The 18,258-nt window shown below is 68.9% G+C and carries 22 protein-coding genes; 13 read left to right on the forward strand and 9 right to left on the reverse strand.

All coding sequences use genetic code 11. From position 1 onward, the window contains the following. The first annotated feature begins 128 nt into the window (after window positions 1-128). From lmeA to ACZ50N_RS22135, 6 genes are all read left to right on the forward strand, one after another. Entirely contained in the window at window positions 129-941 is an 813-nt protein-coding gene (gene lmeA / locus ACZ50N_RS22110; protein ID WP_464473776.1) for a mannan chain length control protein LmeA, read from the forward strand. After that, on the forward strand, window positions 938-1,369 hold the full coding sequence (locus ACZ50N_RS22115; RefSeq protein ID WP_048423839.1) for a thioredoxin family protein: 432 nt from the start codon (window positions 938-940) through the stop codon (window positions 1,367-1,369). Before lmeA ends, ACZ50N_RS22115 begins: the two co-directional genes overlap by 4 nt. 70 nt (window positions 1,370-1,439) lie before the next feature. After that, a complete protein-coding gene (locus ACZ50N_RS22120) occupies window positions 1,440-1,490 on the forward strand; it encodes a hypothetical protein (protein WP_396837116.1) in 51 nt (16 codons plus the stop codon). Between the two features lie 83 nt (window positions 1,491-1,573). Beyond that, entirely contained in the window at window positions 1,574-2,047 is a 474-nt protein-coding gene (locus tag ACZ50N_RS22125; RefSeq protein WP_464469999.1) for a DUF4395 domain-containing protein, read from the forward strand. A gap of 17 nt (window positions 2,048-2,064) precedes the next feature. After that, a complete protein-coding gene (locus tag ACZ50N_RS22130; protein WP_046362270.1) occupies window positions 2,065-2,898 on the forward strand; it encodes a sulfurtransferase in 834 nt (277 codons plus the stop codon). Between the two features lies 1 nt (window position 2,899). Next, complete coding sequence (locus tag ACZ50N_RS22135; protein WP_048423840.1) at window positions 2,900-3,202, forward strand: DUF1416 domain-containing protein; 303 nt, start codon at window positions 2,900-2,902, stop codon at window positions 3,200-3,202. Here the strand turns inward: ACZ50N_RS22135 and ACZ50N_RS22140 are convergent. Then, window positions 3,189-3,362 carry a hypothetical protein gene (locus ACZ50N_RS22140; RefSeq protein WP_464473777.1) on the reverse strand — a complete coding sequence of 58 codons (174 nt, stop codon included), beginning with the start codon at window positions 3,360-3,362 and terminating at the stop codon, window positions 3,189-3,191. The two genes, ACZ50N_RS22135 and ACZ50N_RS22140, sit on opposite strands and share 14 nt — an antisense overlap. A gap of 126 nt (window positions 3,363-3,488) precedes the next feature. Here ACZ50N_RS22140 and ACZ50N_RS22145 point away from each other — a divergent pair, with 126 nt between their 5' ends. The 3 genes from ACZ50N_RS22145 (at window position 3,489) to ACZ50N_RS22155 (ending at window position 4,853) form a co-directional block, all read left to right on the forward strand. Then, on the forward strand, window positions 3,489-3,809 hold the full coding sequence (locus ACZ50N_RS22145; protein WP_046362268.1) for a DUF732 domain-containing protein: 321 nt from the start codon (window positions 3,489-3,491) through the stop codon (window positions 3,807-3,809). 133 nt (window positions 3,810-3,942) lie between these two features. Next, a complete protein-coding gene (locus ACZ50N_RS22150; protein ID WP_046362267.1) occupies window positions 3,943-4,572 on the forward strand; it encodes a heme-binding beta-barrel domain-containing protein in 630 nt (209 codons plus the stop codon). After that, entirely contained in the window at window positions 4,572-4,853 is a 282-nt protein-coding gene (locus ACZ50N_RS22155; protein WP_082133171.1) for a hypothetical protein, read from the forward strand. Before ACZ50N_RS22150 ends, ACZ50N_RS22155 begins: the two co-directional genes overlap by 1 nt. Window positions 4,854-5,104: 251 nt before the next feature. Here the strand turns inward: ACZ50N_RS22155 and ACZ50N_RS22160 are convergent, their stop codons facing one another. Next, window positions 5,105-5,983, reverse strand: a complete 879-nt coding sequence (locus ACZ50N_RS22160; protein ID WP_464473778.1) for an aminodeoxychorismate lyase — start codon at window positions 5,981-5,983, stop codon at window positions 5,105-5,107. 51 nt (window positions 5,984-6,034) lie between these two features. On the opposite strand from ACZ50N_RS22160, the gene ygfZ reads away from it, so the two are divergent. Both ygfZ and ACZ50N_RS22170 read left to right on the forward strand, forming a co-directional pair. Further along, entirely contained in the window at window positions 6,035-7,120 is a 1,086-nt protein-coding gene (ygfZ, locus tag ACZ50N_RS22165) for a CAF17-like 4Fe-4S cluster assembly/insertion protein YgfZ (protein WP_464469997.1), read from the forward strand. Window positions 7,121-7,250: 130 nt separating this feature from the next. Then, on the forward strand, window positions 7,251-7,430 hold the full coding sequence (locus ACZ50N_RS22170; RefSeq protein ID WP_046365574.1) for a DUF3073 domain-containing protein: 180 nt from the start codon (window positions 7,251-7,253) through the stop codon (window positions 7,428-7,430). A gap of 25 nt (window positions 7,431-7,455) precedes the next feature. Here ACZ50N_RS22170 and purM read toward each other — a convergent pair whose 3' ends face one another. Together purM and ACZ50N_RS22180 are read right to left on the reverse strand one after the other, a co-directional pair. After that, a complete protein-coding gene (purM, locus tag ACZ50N_RS22175; RefSeq protein ID WP_046365575.1) occupies window positions 7,456-8,529 on the reverse strand; it encodes a phosphoribosylformylglycinamidine cyclo-ligase in 1,074 nt (357 codons plus the stop codon). Between the two features lie 40 nt (window positions 8,530-8,569). Next, window positions 8,570-9,187: a DUF2461 domain-containing protein gene (locus tag ACZ50N_RS22180; RefSeq protein ID WP_464473779.1), complete on the reverse strand. Its 618-nt coding sequence runs from the start codon at window positions 9,185-9,187 to the stop codon at window positions 8,570-8,572. Between the two features lie 177 nt (window positions 9,188-9,364). Between ACZ50N_RS22180 and ACZ50N_RS22185 the strand changes: the two genes are divergently transcribed. Then, the gene (locus ACZ50N_RS22185; RefSeq protein WP_046365589.1) at window positions 9,365-10,333 is read left to right on the forward strand and encodes an NAD(P)H-binding protein; all 969 of its coding nucleotides are present in this window, start codon (window positions 9,365-9,367) and stop codon (window positions 10,331-10,333) included. Window positions 10,334-10,349: 16 nt separating this feature from the next. Here ACZ50N_RS22185 and purF read toward each other — a convergent pair whose 3' ends face one another. Beyond that, the gene (purF, locus tag ACZ50N_RS22190) at window positions 10,350-11,891 is read right to left on the reverse strand and encodes an amidophosphoribosyltransferase (protein WP_046365576.1); all 1,542 of its coding nucleotides are present in this window, start codon (window positions 11,889-11,891) and stop codon (window positions 10,350-10,352) included. A 123-nt stretch (window positions 11,892-12,014) separates the two neighbouring features. After that, window positions 12,015-12,407, reverse strand: a complete 393-nt coding sequence (locus ACZ50N_RS22195; RefSeq protein WP_048423844.1) for a sterol carrier family protein — start codon at window positions 12,405-12,407, stop codon at window positions 12,015-12,017. Between the two features lie 16 nt (window positions 12,408-12,423). Between ACZ50N_RS22195 and ACZ50N_RS22200 the strand changes: the two genes are divergently transcribed. After that, entirely contained in the window at window positions 12,424-13,620 is a 1,197-nt protein-coding gene (locus ACZ50N_RS22200; protein WP_464473780.1) for an MCE family protein, read from the forward strand. Here the strand turns inward: ACZ50N_RS22200 and ACZ50N_RS22205 are convergent. The 3 genes from ACZ50N_RS22205 to purL are packed head-to-tail and all read right to left on the reverse strand — an operon-like array spanning window position 13,610 to window position 18,251. Further along, complete coding sequence (locus ACZ50N_RS22205) at window positions 13,610-14,233, reverse strand: Rv0804 family intramembrane glutamic endopeptidase (RefSeq protein ID WP_464473781.1); 624 nt, start codon at window positions 14,231-14,233, stop codon at window positions 13,610-13,612. The two genes, ACZ50N_RS22200 and ACZ50N_RS22205, sit on opposite strands and share 11 nt — an antisense overlap. Further along, on the reverse strand, window positions 14,230-15,948 hold the full coding sequence (locus ACZ50N_RS22210) for an alpha/beta hydrolase (protein WP_464473782.1): 1,719 nt from the start codon (window positions 15,946-15,948) through the stop codon (window positions 14,230-14,232). Before ACZ50N_RS22210 ends, ACZ50N_RS22205 begins: the two co-directional genes overlap by 4 nt. Continuing rightward, the gene (purL, locus tag ACZ50N_RS22215) at window positions 15,945-18,251 is read right to left on the reverse strand and encodes a phosphoribosylformylglycinamidine synthase subunit PurL (protein WP_464473783.1); all 2,307 of its coding nucleotides are present in this window, start codon (window positions 18,249-18,251) and stop codon (window positions 15,945-15,947) included. Before purL ends, ACZ50N_RS22210 begins: the two co-directional genes overlap by 4 nt. Window positions 18,252-18,258: the final 7 nt, after the last annotated feature.

The raw sequence follows: 18,258 nt of genomic DNA on the forward strand, positions 1-18,258 counted from the left end.
GGTACGTCTTTGTCGCGCGGTGACTTCCCAGATTCATGCATGACATACGGCCGTTACTCGGCCGATGGCTTCCTAACGATAGCGTGCCACCTGCCCTTAAGCCGCGCCGAACGAACGATGCCGACGCAGTGGGCAACAATGTCCGCGTGCGCAGGTTCGTCATCGGTGCCATCGCGACGGTGGTCGTAGTCCTCCTCGGCGCGCTCGGGGTCGACTTCGGCTCGGCGATCTACGCCGAATATCGCCTGGCCAGGAGCGTGCGCGCAGCCGCGGACCTGCAATGGGACCCGTCCGTGGGAATCCTCGGCTTCCCGTTTCTGACGCAGGCCGCCGAGCACCACTACCGGGAAGTGGAGATCAAGGCCAGTGGCGTTGATCACGCCGTGGTCGGCAAGGCCTCGTTGGAAGCGACCCTTCATTCGGTGGACACGGGCGATTCGTGGCTGATCGCCCCAGACGCCACGCTCACCGTCGGCAAGCTGGAGAGCCGCATCATCATCGACTCGACGCACGTCGGCCGCTTCATGGACATTCCCGACCTGCTGGTGGAGGCACCCACCCGAGAAACCAACGATTCCACCGGCGGCACGACCGAATCGGGCATTTCCAGCAACAAAGGCGTGGTGTTCACCGGCACGCCGCGCCAGGCCGGGGTCGACGAGCGTGTCAGCATCGCGGTCGACCTCTCGGTGACCGGCCCGGCCCAGACCACGCTGAAGATGACCGCGACCGGGGTGTTGACAGGTCCCGGCACAGCCGATCAGGACGTGCCCGCCGACAAGCTGCCCGCAGTGCTCGCCGCCTTCTCCACCGAAATGCCAGGTCAGAAGCTCCCGTTCGGGATCGCCCCCACCAGCGAGGGCGCCCGCGGCTCCGACCTGATCATCGAGGGCATCGCCGAGGGAGTAACCGTGCCCCTGGACGGGTTCAGATTGCCATGAGCTCGTCGTGGATCGTCGTGATCGCGGTGCTGATCGCCGCGTTCGGCCTCGCAGTCGTCGTCGGCCGGGTGTTGACCATGCGTGCGGGCCGGTTGACGCCGGCCGGCGATGTGTCGAACTCGCCCGCCGTCGACACCAGTGAGCTGGGTCTATCCGGTACGGGGCCGACCGTCGTGCACTTCGGGGCGGTGTGGTGCGGGCCGTGCGCGGGCGTCCGCCGCGTTGTCGACCAGGTGTGTGCCGAGCTGCCCGCCGTCGCCCACGTGGAAATCGACATGGATGCCAATCCCGATGCCGCCCGGCGCCTTTCCGTGCTGTCGCTGCCGACGACCTTCATCTTCGACGCCGAGGGACGGCAGCAGTATCGGGCGTCCGGCGTACCGACAGCCGCTGACCTGCGGTCCGCACTGCGGCCGCTGTTGGCTTGATCACCCTGTCGTTGGGTAAGCTGTCGCCGTGCCAACCCGTGTCGAGCTCAGGCTCACCAAGCGCCGCGCAGTGGATCTGTGCCGCGTCGCGGGTTGTTGCTGTTGTTGTTGTAGCTGCTGAGTAGCCGCGCCATCGGCGCCGCGCTCTCCGGCGGTCTCGTCGCGAGCCGCATCAGCCAGTCCCGAAACAACAGGAGCATGTCCATGTCGCAGGTGTCGCACACCACGCAGAATCGCTCATCGGCCGAGGTCGACGTCCGCGGGCCGCGGTTCGTCGCCTGGGTCACCACCGCTGTACTGGTCGCCACCGTGCTGGTCTCGACGGTCAGCAGCGTCTACGCCGCGGCGCTTCTCGCGGCCCAGGCGGTCGTGTTCGCCGTCGGCGCCACGCTCGGCCCACGCCGCCACCCTTACGGCGTTCTGTTCGCAACTCTCGTCGCTCCGCGGCTGGGCCCGGCCACCGAACGCGAGCCGGTCGCTCCCCTGAAGTTCGCCCAAGCGGTCGGCCTGGTGTTCGCCGTCATGGGCGTCGCAGCCTTCGTCGCAGGGGTGCCGACGCTCGGGCTGGTGGCCACCGGCTTCGCGCTGGCAGCCGCATTTCTGAACGCAGCCTTCGGCATCTGCCTGGGCTGCCAGCTCTATCCGTTGTTCCTCCGCCTCAAACCCACTCACTCGTAGTCGAAAGGATCTCCTCCATGGCACGCTCCGACGTCCTGGTCACAGCAGACTGGGCCGAGAGCAATCTCGATGCGCCGAACACCGTTTTCGTCGAGGTCGACGAAGACACCAGCGCATACGACACCGGGCACATCCCCGGTGCGATCCGGCTCGACTGGAAGACCGATCTGCAGGATCCGGTGAAGCGCGACTTCGTCGACCAGCAGCAGTTCTCGAAGCTGCTGTCGGACAAGGGCATCGCCAACGACGACACCGTGGTGCTCTACGGCGGCAACAACAACTGGTTCGCCGCGTACGCCTACTGGTACTTCAAGCTGTACGGCCACTCGGACGTCAAGCTGCTCGACGGCGGCCGCAAGAAGTGGGAACTCGACGCGCGACCGCTGTCCAAGGACGCGGTGACGCGTCCCGAGACCAGCTACAGCGCCAAGTCGCCCGACACCAGCATCCGCGCGTTCCGCGACGAGGTCATCGCGGCCATCGGCACGAAGAACCTGGTCGACGTGCGCTCCCCCGACGAGTTCTCCGGCAAGATCCTGGCCCCGGCGCACCTGCCGCAGGAGCAGAGCCAGCGCGCCGGTCACATCCCGTCGGCCATCAACGTGCCGTGGAGCAAGGCGGCCAACGAAGACGGCACGTTCAAGTCCGACGAGGACCTGGCCAAGCTCTACGCCGACGCCGGGCTGGACGGCGAGAAGGAGACCATCGCCTACTGCCGCATCGGGGAGCGTTCGTCGCACACCTGGTTCGTGCTGCAAGAGCTGTTGGGACACGAGAACGTCAAGAACTACGACGGCAGTTGGACGGAATACGGCTCCCTGGTGGGCGCCCCGATCGAGTTGGGAAGTTGATATGTGCTCTGCACCGAAACAAGGACTGACGTTGCCCGCGAGCGTCGACCTGGAGAAGGAAACGGTCATCACCGGCCGTGTCGTGGACGGCTCGGGTCAGGCCGTCGGCGGGGCGTTCGTGCGCCTGCTCGACAGCTCTGACGAGTTCACCGCCGAGGTCGTCGCGTCGGCCACCGGTGATTTCCGGTTCTTCGCCGCGCCGGGCAGCTGGAAGCTGCGGGCGCTGTCGAAGAGCGGCAATGGCGACGCCACTGTGACGCCGGCGGGCGCGGGGATCCACGAGGTCGACGTCAAGGTCGCGTGACGACGAAGGCGGCGAGGGACGAGCCGCCGAGGAGTCGCGCCATCGAGTAGCGCGTGACGACGAAGGCGGCGTGGGGGCACCACCCGCTTGCGGGGGAGGACGAGCCGCCGAGGAGTCGCGCCATCAGGTAGCGCGTGACGAAGCCGAGGAGTCGCGCCACAGGGCGCGGCTCCTCGCTTGACCGCTTTGATCTTGCTGTGAAAATGCTGCGCGTTGCGCTGTCGTCGGCGACGATGAGTGCACTGTCCGCGCACCCGCGTGGGCCACACCTGTCGAGGACCCGACTATGAAGATCACCTTCGCCTTTGCTGCGGCCGCGGCGTTCGCCGCGGTTGGTTTGGTCAGCGCACCCGCTGCTCTCGCGGATCCCGAGGGCGATTTCCTCACGGTGATCGGCAAGGGCGGCATCACCTGGCCCTCGGACAAGACCCAGCAGGTGCTCGACACCGGCCGTGCGGTCTGCCAGGACTGGGAGAACGGCGCCAGCTTCGAGCAGGAGGTCGCCGACCTGACCAGTGTCACCGACTGGTCGGACTATCAGGCCGGGTACTTCGTCGGCGCGGCCACCGGCGCCTTCTGCCCCGAGTACGAGAGCAAGGTCAGCTGATCTCAACTCCCCGCTGAGCGGGAGTTAGACTCTTCCTCGTGGTGCTGTTCTACGAACTCCTGCTCGTCGCGGCCGTCGTGGTCATCACGTGGTTCGCGCTCTATGCGCTGTACCGGCTGATCACCGACGAGTCGTGACCTCTGGCGACGAGGCGGTCGCCGCTGCTGCCGAACGCGCCCGACAGACCGCCGCGCGCAACATCCCGGCATTCGGGGATCTCCCCGTGCCCGCCGACACGGCCAATCTGCGTGAAGGCGCCGATCTCGACGATCGTCTGCTGGCCCTGTTGCCGTTGGTCGGGGTGTGGCGCGGCGAGGGCGAGGGTCGTGGCTCCCACGGTGACTACCGGTTCGGTCAGCAGATCGTGGTCTCGCATGACGGGGCCGACTACCTCAACTGGGAAGCGCGCTCCTGGCGGCTGACCGACGACGGCGGCTACGACGGCCCGACGTTGCGTGAGACGGGGTTCTGGCGCTTCGTCAACGATCCCGGCGATCCGGGTGAATCCCAGGCCATCGAGTTGCTGTTGGCGCATTCGGCCGGCTACGTGGAGTTGTTCTACGGGCGGCCGTTGAACCAGGCGTCGTGGGAGCTGGTCACCGACGCGTTGGCGCGGAGTAAGTCCGGTGTCCTCGTCGGGGGCGCGAAGCGGCTCTACGGCATCGTCGACGGTGGCGATCTCGCCTATGTCGAAGAGCGGGTCGACGCCGACGGTGGTCTGGTTCCGCACCTGTCCGCGCGCCTGGCCAGGTTCGTCGGTTAGTGCGGCGCGCAACGGCCGCGGCGGTGTGTGCGGCGAGCATGGCCATGGCGTCCTCGGCGGCGTGTGCCTCGCCCCCACCTCAGGCACCCGCACCGTCGAGCACGGTGTCTCCCAGTGTCGGCCATGGCTCGCTCGCCTACTGCCTGGGTCAGCACGGGATGCCGAGCCCGCCCGGGCCGATGACGGGCCCACCCGCGGGCGTCGATCCGGCCGCGTGGGAGGCCGCGATGCACGAGTGTTCGTCGCTGGCGCCAGGCCCGGACGCGCCGGCACAGCCCTAGATTCGGCACAGGCCCAGATACGGAGCAGCCCCCGAGCCGTGATCCTCGGTCGGACTCAACCAAGGGGCTCGGGGGCCGGGTGGCTGCGGGGAATTCGCCAGCGCGCGCAGTAGGCGTCAAGCGCTCCCCGGCGCTGCTAGCTCGCAGCCACCTCACATGTCCATAAGTCACTCAATTTGTCGGACCACCTCCTTCCCTGTGTACAGGCGAAGGTACCCGCGCTCTGGCTGGGCGACAAGGGAATTAATCTCTCAGCGATCACTGAGGATGGCGGTGTCGACGAGCGCGGCGATGTCGGCGGCGATCGGTGCCGGCGCCAGCGTGGTGCCGTCGAGGGTGTGCACCCGCGCCGCCAGCGTGATGCTCGACACCAGCCACACCCCCTGCGCGCTCAGCAGGTCGGCGGGCCGCAGCGCCTGGTAGTCGCAGTCGTAGCCGGCGGTGCGCGCCACCTCGAACAGCGCCCGCTGGGTCGTGCCCCGCAGGATCGGATACCAGGGCGGCGGCGTCAGCAGGCACGGCCGTCCGTCGTCGGAGGTCGTGGCGATGACGACGGTGGAGCGGGGGCCTTCGAGGATGTGGCCGTCGGTGCTGACGAAGATGACGTCGCCGGCGCCGTGCCGCTCGGCGTGACGCAGGGCGGCCATGTTGACGGCGTAGGACAGTGTCTTGGCGCCCGCCACCAGCCACGGCATGTTCTCGTCGGCGCTCGAGGCGAGGCCGCGGTCGAGCGTCAGCGCGGCAACCCCGGCGCGGCGCGCCTCGGCGACGCGGGCCGCCATCGGGCCGATGGTCGCGTAGGCGGTGCCGCTCGGATCGCTTTCCCGGCCTCGGCTGTACACCAGGCGCAGCACGCCCTCGTCGCCGCCGTCGGCCAGCCATCGGGCGACAGCCTGGTCGATCGCGGATCGCCACGCCTGCAGGTCGGGTGCGGGCAGGTCCATCAGCTGCGCCGAATGCGCCAGCCGCGCCAGGTGCGCCTCGAGCAAGCAGGGTCTGCCGTCACGGATCAGCAGCGTCTCGAAGATCCCGTCGCCGCGCACGGCGGCGAGGTCGTCGGCGTACAGCAGCGGCGCAGCCGGATCGCAGACGCCGCTGTCGAGGGAGACCACCACGCTGAGTCCGGCCATGGGGCATCAGCGTAGCCGCGCCCGGATCAGGCCGGCTCGTAGCATTGAGCCATGTCTGTGCACTCTTCCGCGGTCCCTGCGCCCGAGAACGGGCCCGACGCCGGCGCGGTCTGGCATTACGGCGATCCGCTGGGCGAGCAGCGGGCGGCCGGCCACGGCGCGATCGTGGTCGACCGTTCCCATCGCGCGGTGCTGGCGCTCACCGGTGCGGAGCGCAAGAGCTGGCTGCACACCGTCTCCAGCCAGCACGTCAGCGATCTGCCGGACGGCACGGTGACGCAGAATCTCAGCCTCGACGGGCAGGGCCGCGTCGAAGATCACTGGGTGCAGACGCAGCTGCCCGGCGTCACGATCCTCGACACCGAACCGTGGCGAGGTGAGCCGCTGCTGAACTTCCTGCGCAAGATGGTGTTCTGGGCGGACGTCGTCGTGGAGCCGACGGAGCTGGCCGTGCTGTCCCTGCTCGGCCCTGCGGTGTCCGCGGCCGCCACGCTGGAGGCGCTCGGTGTCCCGGCGCTGCCGGTTGCCGGTACCGCCGTCGCCCTACCCGACGGCGGCTTCCTGCGCTCGCTGCCGGGCGTTGCCGACGAGGTGGACCTCGTCGTACCTCGCGACCAGGCGCCGTCGTACCTGCAGCGGCTGGAGGCAGCCGGGGTGCGGCGCGCCGGGGTGTGGGCCTACGAGGCGCACCGGGTGGCGGCGCTGCGGCCCCGTCTGGGCGTCGACACCGACGAACGCACCATTCCGCACGAGGTCGGCTGGATCGGCACGGCGGTGCACTTGGACAAGGGGTGCTATCGAGGCCAGGAGACCGTGGCGCGGGTACACAACCTCGGTAAACCGCCGCGCATGCTCGTGCTGCTGCACCTCGACGGCGCCACCGATCGCCCTTCCCCGGGTGATCCGGTGCTCGCCGGGGGCCGCGCCGTGGGCCGGGTGGGCACCGTGGTGGAGCACGTGGACGAGGGTCCGATCGCCCTCGCGCTGCTCAAGCGTGGCCTGACGGCGGACACCGAGCTGGTGACCGGCGGCGACGTGGCGGTGTCGGCGGCCATTGATCCTGACTCCCTGCCGGCCGCCGATGTGGCGGGCGCAGGCCGGTTGGCGGTCGACAGGCTGCGGGGCGCCGCGCGGTGACCCGGGCAAAACGGGGCCTGCCAGCGCCGCGGCGTTCGGCACGGTAAAGTGTCGGCAGGACAATAGACACACTCAGATCGGAGCCGCCTAGCAATTAGGCCGCTCCGTTATTGCGCGAGGGGGTTCCCCCATGGGCCGCGGCCGGGCAAAGGCAAAGCAGACCAAGGTTGCTCGTGAGCTCAAGTACAGCTCACCGCAGACTGATTTCGAGCGGCTCCAGCGCGAGCTGGCCGGTGGAGACGATGACCGCATCGGCGGCGACGTGCCACCGGACGATCGCTGGGTAGACGAGGACGACTGGCGGCCTTAGCCGCCGGTCAGTCCGGCTCCCCCGGTCAGAATCGGGGGTGTTGGCCCACGAGCACAGCTCGTGATGCGTCCTTGCTGCCCTTCTCGATGGTTCCGAGGGTCCAGCAGCTCAGGTGACGAGCGGTCAGGACGGCCAGCGCGCGATCGGTGTCCTCCGGCGCGACGACGGCCACCATGCCGACGCCCATGTTGAACGTCTTCTCCATCTCGGCGCGTTCGATGCGGCCGCGCTGGGCGATCATGCCGAACACCGGCGCCGGGGTCCACGTACCGCGGTCGAGGTGGGCGACGAGCCCGGGCGGGATGACTCGTTCCAGGTTGCCGGCCAGTCCACCGCCGGTGACGTGGCAGAACGTGCGCACCTGCGTTTCGGCGGCGAGCGCCAGGCAGTCCTTGGCGTAGATGCGGGTCGGCTCCAGCAGCTCCTCGCCGAGGGTGCGGCCAAATTCTTCGACGTGGCCGGCCAGGTTCATGTGGTCGATTTCGAGCAGCACGTGCCGGGCCAGGGAGTAGCCGTTGGAGTGCAGCCCGGTCGAGGCCATCGCAATGACCACGTCGCCGGGGCGGACGCGGTCGGGGCCGAGCACGTCGTCGGCTTCGACGACGCCGATGCCGGTCGCGGAGATGTCGTAGTGGTCGGGAGCCATCAGCCCCGGGTGCTCGGCGGTCTCGCCGCCGAGAAGAGCGCACCCGGCCGCCACGCAGCCCTCGGCGATGCCGGCCACCAGCTCGGCGACGCGTTCGGGGACGGTCCGTCCGACGGCGATGTAGTCCTGCAGGAACAGCGGTTCGGCTCCGCACACCACCAGGTCGTCGACGACCATGGCGACCAGGTCGATGCCGACCGTGTCGTGTTTGTCCATCGCCTGGGCAACGGCGAGCTTGGTGCCCACGCCGTCGGTGGACGACGCCAGCAGCGGTTCGCGGTAGCCGCCGCGGAGGGCGAACAGGCCGGCGAATCCACCGAGGCCGCCCAGGACCTCGGGCCGGGTGGCCTTTTTGGCAAGGGGTTTGAACAGCTCGACGGCGCGGTCGCCTGCTTCGATGTCGACCCCTGCCGACGCGTAGGAAATGCCGTGTTGTTCGGCGCGATCGGTCATCGGCCATAAGGCTACCGCCCAGCGCCCGCAGCCAGTACAGCTAGCCGACGTAGCGGTCCAACCACTGCCCCAGCGGGACCGCTGCGCGCAGGGTCGTGACGACGCGGTCCTTGGCCTTGCTTGTGCCCAGCCAGGCGCCGACCGGCCAGCTCTTGATCATCGCGATGCCTTTGTGTCGCAGCAGTTCGATGCGCGGATGGTCCGTCGGATAACCCCGTGGCGCGGTCTTCAGCACGTCGTGCGCCATGATCTCGTAACCGTCGCGGCGCAGGTCGGCGACGACGAGTGCCAGCTCGGCGCCCGAATCGGGATCGTCGACGGCCGCGCGGAAGCGCTGCAGGGTTGCCGGATCGGGCATGTAGAGACCGCTACCCGCGGAGAGCCCCTCGGCTGAGAAGGACACATAGCCGGCGCCGATGCGGGCGGCGCAGGTGGTCTTGTACGGGCTTTTGTCCGCGCTGAACCGCACGTCCCGGTAGGGCCGGAACATCGTGGCCGGTCCGAACTCGTCGGCGAGCTCGGCGAGCAGGGCCTCCATCGGCGCCCTCACGTGGCGCTCGTAGGTCTCCCGGTGGTCCTGCCAGTACACCTTGGAGTTGTCGGCCTCGAGGCCTTCGTAGAACTCCACGGCTTCGATGGGCCACCCGCGAAACGCCATGGCGTCATTGTGGCGCGTGCGATGCTGCGTGCCCATGGGACGTGGCCCCGCTCGTGGTAGACGCCCCCGATCCGGGCTGCGTGTTGCCCGGGTCTGCTTAAGCCGCTCGTTTGCGGGCAATCTAGCTCGGTATCGGCACCGAAGACTTCTCGAGTGTCGGCGACGAATGGAGTGCAGGTGTCGACTGAGCAGATCAAGTGCCTGGTGACGGGTGCGACCGGGTACATCGGCGGGCAGTTGGTGCCCGAACTGCTCGGACGGGGCCACGCGGTGCGGGCGATGGCGCGCAAGCCGGCGAAGCTGGACAGAGCGCCGTGGCGCAGCCAGGTCGAGGTGACAGCGGGCGATCTGACCAAACCGGACTCGCTGGTGAAGGCATTCGACGGCATGGACGTCGTCTACTACCTGGTGCACTCGATGGGCACGTCGAAGGACTTCGTCGCCGAGGAGGCCGAATCGGCGCGCAATGTGGTGGCCGCGGCAGAGAAGGCGGGTGTGCGGCGCATCGTCTACCTGAGCGGCCTTCATCCCGAGGGTGCCGATCTGTCGCGCCACCTCGGTTCCCGGGTCGAGGTCGGGGAGATTCTGCTGGCGTCGTCGATCGAGACGGTGGTCTTGCAGGCGGGCATCGTGATCGGGTCGGGTTCGGCGTCGTTCGAGATGGTCCGTCACCTCACCGACAGGTTGCCGGTGATGACGACACCGAAGTGGGTGCACAACAAGATTCAGCCGATCTCGATCGACGACGCGCTGTACTACCTCGCGGAAGCGGCCAGTGCCGACGTTCCGGAGTCACGCACGTGGGATGTGGGCGGACCCGACGTCATGGAGTACGGCGACGCGATGCAGACCTACGCCGACGTTGCGGGTCTGCGCCGGCGCGTGATGGTGGTGCTGCCGTTCCTGACGCCGACGATCGCCAGCCACTGGGTGGGTCTGGTGACGCCGATCAAGGCCGGGCTGGCGCGGCCTCTGGTGGAGTCGTTGGAGTGCGACGCGATCTGCCACGAGCACGACATCGACGCGGTGATCCCGCCGCCTGCGGCGGGGTTGTCCTCGTACCGCGACTCCGTCGTGGCTGCACTGAAGGAGGACCACACCGGACGCAGGCACCTGCTGCGCTTCAGTAAGGTTGCCTCGCAATAACTTTCGCGGCTACAGCCTACGGGCGGCGGAGCGCCGAGGCGTTGTCGTTCTCCGAGGTCAGCGGGATACCGGTGCGCGCCGCGGTGGCCAGCATGTGCTCGATGACGTTCTTGCCCAGCGCGGTCTCACCGGGCAGCTCGATCGGGTAGTTGCCGTCGAAGCAGGCCGAGCACAGGCGGGTGGCGGGCTGCTCGGTCGCCGAGATCATGCCCTGCTGGGAGATGTAGGCCAGTGTGTCGGCGCCGATCGCGTGGCGGACCGCGTCCAGCATCTCCTCACCGGCACCGTCGGAGATGGCCGCGTTCGCGATCAGCTCGGCCGGCGTGGCGAAGTCGATGCCGTAGAAGCACGGCCATTTCACCGGCGGCGAGGCGATGCGTACGTGCACCTCGACGGCGCCGGCCTCCCTCAACATCCGGATCAGCGCGCGCTGGGTGTTGCCGCGCACGATGGAGTCGTCGACGACGATGAGGCGCTTACCGCGGATGACGTCCTTGAGCGGATTCAGCTTCAGCCGGATACCGAGCTGACGGATCGTCTGGGACGGCTGGATGAACGTCCGGCCCACATAGGCGTTCTTCATCAGGCCCTGGCCGTAGGGGATGCCGGATTCCTGCGCGTAGCCGACGGCGGCCGGCGTCCCCGATTCGGGCACTCCGATCACGAGATCGGCGTCGACGGGGCTCTCCCGGGCGAGCCGGCGGCCGATGTCGACGCGGGTGGCGTGCACGGAGCGGCCGACGAGCGTGCTGTCGGGACGGGCCAGGTAGACGTATTCGAATACGCAGCCCTTGGGGGTGGGGTTCGCGAACCGCGTGGAGCGCACCCCGTCGGCGTCGATGGCCAGCAGCTCACCGGGTTCGATGTCCCGGACGAACGACGCACCGACGATGTCGAGGGCCGCGGTTTCCGAGGCGACCACCCAGCCGCGGTCGAGGCGACCGAGCGAGAGCGGGCGCACGCCGTGGGGGTCGCGCGCGGCGTAGAGGGTGTTCTCGTCCATGAAGGTCAGGCAGAACGCGCCGCGCACCGTCGGCAGCAGCTCCAGCGCCGCCTGCTCGAGCGAGGAGTCCGCCGCACCGTGTGCCAGCAGGGCGCCGAGGATGTCGGAGTCGGTGGTCGCCGCGGCTGCACCGCGATTGCTCATCAGGCCTTCGTCACGGGCCCGCGCGGCGAGCTCAGCGGTGTTGACCAGGTTGCCGTTGTGTCCGAGCGCGACACCGGTGCCTGCGGCGGTGTTGCGGAACACCGGCTGCGCGTTCTCCCAGGTCGTGGAGCCGGTGGTCGAGTACCGGCAGTGTCCGACGGCGACGTGCCCGGGCATCGCTGCCAGCGTCTGCTCGTCGAAGACCTGGCTGACCAGCCCCAGATCCTTGAAGACCAGCACCTGCGAGCCGTCGGCCACGGCGATGCCGGCAGCCTCCTGCCCTCTGTGCTGTAGGGCATAGAGGCCGTAATACGTGAGTTTGGCCACTTCCTCGCCAGGTGCCCAGACTCCGAAGACTCCGCACTCTTCTCGAGGCTCGTTCTCATGCTGCTCGGGCTGCTCGGCGGTCACGATCGTCGCTGCTCCCTAGGGGCGGTGGGTGACGGTGGCCAGTCTACGGTGAACCGCTGTCAAACGCGGAATCTCGCCGCGCCGTAGTCGACAACCACGCCGGCGGCGCGCCGATTCCCCGGGTCACTGCGGCAGCGCCACCAGCGGCAGGGCCGCCGCGATGTCCCGGGCCCGCGAGCCGGACAGCTGGAGAGCGCCGGCGGCGGCCGCGTCATCGATGGTGCGCAGGCCGGTGGCCAGCAACAGCCAGGTGCGCGGGTCGGTTTCGACGATGTTGGGTGGGGTGCCGCGGGTGTGTCGGGGTCCGGCCACGCACTGGACCGCGACAAAGGGCGGCACCCTCACCTCGACGGACGCCCCGGGCGCAACGGACGCCAACGTCCTGGCCGTCGAACGCACCGCCTCCGCCACCTGGGGGCGCGGTGGGGCTTCGGCGTGCTCGTCGCGCAGCCAATCGGCCACCGCGGCCACGGCGGCGCGGGTCTTTTCCGGATCGACAGCACGGCGAACGGCCATGATCTAGGTTCTCAAAGTGTCTTCAGCCCCGGACGCACCGCCCTACCGGCGGCTGGGCGCGTTGATGCTCGTGGTGATCGCCGTTTTCGGCGCGGTCCTCTTCCTGCAGTTCCGAGGGGACTTCACGACGTACTCGACGGTGACGCTGCTCTCGAACCGGGCCGGGCTGGTCGTCGAACGCGGCGCGAAGGTCACCTACAACGGGGTCGAGGTCGGCCGGGTGGCCCAGATCGCGCCCGATGCCGACGGGGGCGCCACCCTGACTTTGGACGTCGATCCCGACGTGATGGGCGTCATCCCCGCCAATGCCGGAGCCGAGATCCGGGCGACGACGGTGTTCGGCAACAAGTACATCTCCCTGATGTCACCGCAAAAGCCTGCGCCGCAACGGCTCACCGACGGAAGTGTGCTGCGGGCCGCCGCGGTGACGACGGAGTTCAACACCTTGTTCGAGACGGTCACCGAGATCGCCGAGCAGGTCGACCCGGTGAAGTTGAATCAGACGCTGAGCGCGACAGCGGAGGCGTTGAACGGGCTGGGCGACCGGTTCGGTACCTCGCTGGAGGACGGCAACCGCATCCTCACCGAGTTCGACGACCTGATGCCGCAGTGGCGGGCCGACGTGCGTTCGCTGACGCGCCTGGCAGACATCTACGCCGACGCCGCTCCCGATCTCCTCGACGGACTCGCCTCCGCGGTCACCACGGCGCGCACGCTGTCCGCCCGCTCGGGTGACATCGACGCCGCGTTGATGGCGGCGGTCGGCTTCGCCGATCCAGCGACGTCGGTGCTGGATCGTGGTGGCCCGTATCTGATTCGGGGGGCGGCCGATCTGCTACCCACCACACGGTTGCTCGACGACTACCGCGGCATGATGTTCTGCACCATCCGCAACTATGCCGAGGTGGCCCCCGAGATCACTCGGGTGTTGGGGGGCGACAACGGCTATTCGCTGCGCGCGGCGGGCACGATCACCGGCGCGGGCAACCCGTTCGTGTATCCGGACAACCTGCCGCGGGTCAACGCGCGGGGCGGTCCCGAGGGCCGGCCCGGGTGCTGGCAGAAGATCACGCGCGAGCTGTGGCCGAATCCCTATCTGGTGATGGACACGGGTTTCAATCTGGCCCCGTACAACCATGTCGAGCTGGGCCAGCCGCTTCTCGTCGACTACGTGTGGGGCCGTCAAGTCGGCCAGTACACGATCAATCCCTGATCGGACGTGAGAACACGACGGCCGCAACGGCTCCGGCCTCGTTGACGGCGAGGTGGGCGAGCATCGGCGCCGCGAGGCTACCGGATCTGTCCCGCAACCACGAGAAGACCCAGCCGGCCGCACCGGTGACGAGCACCGTGCCGGGCACCGAGTCGCGCGCAGCGCGGGCGTCGGGAATGTGGGAGAGCCCGAACACGGCAGCGGTGAACAAGCGTCCGCCGGTGACGCCGAACGCGCGTGCGGCGACGGACCCGAGCGACGCGCGGTAGCCGGCCTCCTCGGACCACACGGTGCCCAGCGGGATGTGCAGCAGTAGCCACGTCGCGGGCGAGGCGGGTGGCGTACGTGCCGCCATGCCCGCTCGAACCGGTGTCAGTGTTGCCGACAGTGCCACTGCCGCAACGACAGTGGCGGCGGCGGCACTCCCCCACCGAAGGCCCTGTGTCAGCGCGGGCGGGCGGAAGCCGAGCGGGGCGTCGGTCGTCGCGACGGCGGCCGCGCCGAGGAGCACGTGCGGCGCGGGGTACCAACGCCGCGGCACCCGCGGCGCAAGCACGCTCCAACCCAGCAGGAGTCCGGCAAGCGAAAAAGCGTGCAGCCGTTGGCGATTCACTGACCGTCCTCGGACTCCGTGCGCTGCAGAGCAGTTCTGATGCGTTCCGTGTCGGCCGGCGTCCACCCCGGCGGTGGCGCCACCGCCGCCCACCCGTCGAGGATGAAGTCACCGTAGTTGTGACCGTGGCCGCCGGGCACCGACGAGGCGTTGGTCATGTCGGCGGCCACCTGCCAGAACGTGATGATCGGGTACCACCGCATCGAAGCCGTCCGGTCCCGCCCGGGCGGCTCGGTGAGCCAGTCGGGCCGGCTGAACAGCAGGTCCGGCGACCACCAGACGATCGGGTCGGAGGGATGCTGCAGGAAGAGCACCCTGGTGCCGTCCCACGGTTGCGCTGTGTCGCGGGCGATCTGGGCCGCGTCGTTACCCAAAGAGAACCGCACGGTGCGGCCGTTGTCGTAGCGGGGGCGCACCTCGGGGGTGCCGGGGTCGCGACGGACGGTGATCGCGTGCCAGAGCGAGCTGGCGTTGGGCGGGCCCACCCACAACACCGACGAGAACCCCATCCGGGAGATGTCGGGCAACCAGTCGAACGCGCCCTGCCCGGCCATCGAGCCCAGGCTCTCACCGTAGAGCAGCAATTGCGGGCGGCGCTGCGGTGGCAGGGTGGCCCAGCGTTGGTGAATGGCATTGATCATCATCCGACCGAACTCGACCGACTTGCGCTGATCGCCGATGAACGAGATCCAGCTCGGCAGAAAGGAGTACTGCGATCCGACGATCGCGGTGTCGCCGTTGTACATCATCTCCAGCGAGCGCGCCGCGATCGGATTGATCCACCCGGTGCCCGTGGTGGGGGCGATCACCAGCACCTTGCGATCGAAGGCACCGCTGCGTTGGAGCTCGCTGAGCAGGACCGCCATTCTCGCCTGGTCGGTGTCGGCGGTTTCCAGTCCGACGTAGACCCGGACCGGTTCTTTGGCGGGCCTGCCGTTGACGGCGGTGAGTTCGGCGGCACTCGGCCCGGTGGCGACGAAGCTGCGGCCCTGATAGCCCAGCGTGTCCCACGGCGCGAAAGATTGTGGACTGCCGGACCTTTCCGGCTCCTGCGGCTGACTGATGCCCGCCATGGTGGTGGTGTTCTGCGGTTGGAATACCCGGTTCGCGCCGGCCAGGAAACCCCGCAGCAGCACACCGTTGACCAGCGTGAGCACCAGCACGACCACGATCGCGGTGCCGATGAAGAGCGCCAGTTCGTCAGAGATGCGCCATCGCCGGATCAGGTAGCGCGCCAGGGTGCGAATCAGGTCGATGAGCGCCCGGGTGACCGCGACGCACACACCGCCGATGACCGCGGCGAGCACCAGGGTCCGCAGGTAACTCGCGGTGCTCGGTCCGGGCAGTCCCATCAACGCCGACACCTGACGCTGCCAGCCGGCGGCCGGTATCACCATCAGCACGCAGGCCAGAAGTGACAGCACCACGGTGCCGGTCTTCAGCGCCGAGGACACCGCCAGCGACGGCGGCCACCAGGATCGGCCGGTGAGCACGAACCGGCGCGCCATCCGCGCGACGAACACTCCGATGCCGTAGCCGATGGCCGCGTTGATCCCGCCGATCAGTCCCTGGAACAGCCAGTCCCTCGGCAGCAGTGACGGTGTCAGGGACAGGCAGAAGAACAGCGCGGCGAACGCGATTCCGGTGAAGTCCAGCCTCAGCAGGCCCCACGCCCAGACGTAGAAGGGATGTGTGGTGGACTCCGGAGAGGTCACCCGAACAACCCGGGCAACACACCTTCCGACGTCTGTCGCAACTCCTGCAGGCTGACCGTGAACAGACCCTGCACCTCGACGGCGGGCTCGCCACCCTCGGGGCCCCGGTCGACCACTCCGACGCGGGTCGCCGGCAATGCTCGGGCCTCGCACATCGCGGTGAACCGGCTCTCCTCCGTGCGGGGCACCGCCACGAGCACGCGTCCCGCCGACTCGGAGAACAGGAACACGAAGGGGTCCGACCCGTCGGGAAGGATGAGGCGGCAACCGGTTTCGCCGGTGAGGGCGCCTTCGACGGCCGCCTGGATCAGTCCGCCCTCCGACAGATCGTGCGCAGCGGAGACGAGACCGTCGCGGGAAGCGGCGGTCAGCACCTCGGCCAGCAGACGTTCCCGCTCGAGGTCGACCCGGGGCGGCACGCCGCCGAGGTGATCGGCGGTCACCTGCGCCCAGATGGAGCCGTCGAATTCGTCGTGGGTGTCGCCGAGCAGGATCAGCGTCTCCCCGGGTTCGGTGCCGAATCCGGTGGGGATGCGCCGCTTCACGTCGTCGATGACGCCCAGGATGCCGACGACGGGGGTCGGCAGGATCGGCGTGGTGCCGGTCTGGTTGTAGAAGCTGACGTTGCCGCCGGTGACCGGAATACCCAGTGCCGCAGCACCGTCGGCGAGACCGCGGACCGCCTGCGAGAACTGCCACATCACGCCCGGGTCTTCGGGTGAGCCGAAGTTCAGGCAGTTGGTCACCGCGACGGGGGTGGCGCCGGTGACCGCGACGTTGCGGTAGGCCTCGGCGAGAGCGAGCTGGGCGCCGGTGTACGGGTCCAACGCGGTGTAGCGGCCGGACGCGTCGGTGGAGATCGCGATCCCGCGGCCGGTTTCCTCGTCGACGCGCAGCACTCCGCCATCGGCGTTCTCGGCCAGCACGGTGTTGCCTCGCACATAGCGGTCGTACTGCTCGGTGATGAACGCGCGGCTGCACAGGTGCGGGCTGCCGATCATCGCCAGCAGGGTCGCTCGCAGCTCGTCACCGGTGGAGGGTCGGGGCAGCGTCGCCGAGGTGTCGGCGTTGAGCGCGTCCTGGGTGTCGGGGCGCTCCACCGGGCGTTCGTAGACGGGTCCCTCGTGAGCGACCGTGCGTGGCGGCACGTCGACGACAGTCTCGCCGTGCCACGTGATTTCGAGGTGGTCACCGTCGGTGACCTCGCCGATCACGGTGGCCAGCACATCCCACTTGCGGCACACCGCGAGGAACGCGTCGACGTTCTCGGGGGTGACCACGGCGCACATGCGTTCCTGCGACTCGCTGGACAGGATCTCCGCCGGGGTCATGTTCGCCGCACGCAGCGGCACCCGATCCAGCTCGACGCGCATGCCACCGTCGCCGGCCGAGGCCAATTCCGATGTGGCGCAGGACAATCCGGCACCACCGAGATCCTGGATGCCCACCACGAGGTCCGCGGCGTACAGCTCGAGGCAGCACTCGATGAGCACCTTCTCGGTGAACGGATCACCGACCTGGACGCTCGGCAGCTTCTTACGGCCCGCGCCGCTCTCGTCGCCCCCGAAGGTCTCCGACGCGAGCACGGAGACCCCACCGATGCCGTCGAGGCCGGTACGCGCACCGAACAGGATGATCTTGTTACCGGCGCCGGAGGCGAACGCGAGCTTGAGGTCCTCGGTCCGCAGCACACCCACGCACAGCGCATTGACCAACGGATTGCCGGCGTAGCTCGCGTCGAAGACGGTCTCGCCGCCGATGTTGGGCAGTCCGAGCGAGTTGCCGTAGCCGCCGACACCGCGCACCACGCCGTCGAGCACGCGCCGGGTGTCGGGGGCGTCGGCCGCGCCGAAGCGCAGTTGGTCCATCACCGCGACCGGGCGGGCGCCCATCGCCATGATGTCGCGGACGATGCCGCCGACACCGGTGGCCGCGCCCTGGTAGGGCTCGATGTAGGACGGGTGGTTGTGGGACTCGACCTTGAATGTCGCCGCCCAGCCGTCGCCGATGTCGACCACGCCGGCGTTCTCCCCGATGCCGGCGAGCATCGCTTCGCGCATCTTCGCGGTGGTCGTCTCGCCGAAGTAGCGGAGGTGCACCTTGGAGGACTTGTAGGAGCAGTGCTCACTCCACATCACCGAGTACATGGCGAGTTCGGCGTCGGTGGGGCGCCGGCCGAGGATCTCGCGGATTCGCGCGTACTCGTCGTCCTTGAGACCGAGTTCGCGGAACGGCTGCGGCTGATCGGGGGTGGAAGCGGCGTTGTCGACCGTGTCGACTTCGTGGGTGAGCCCGGACGTCACGCCGGAC

This window comes from Mycolicibacterium obuense (assembly GCF_055397605.1).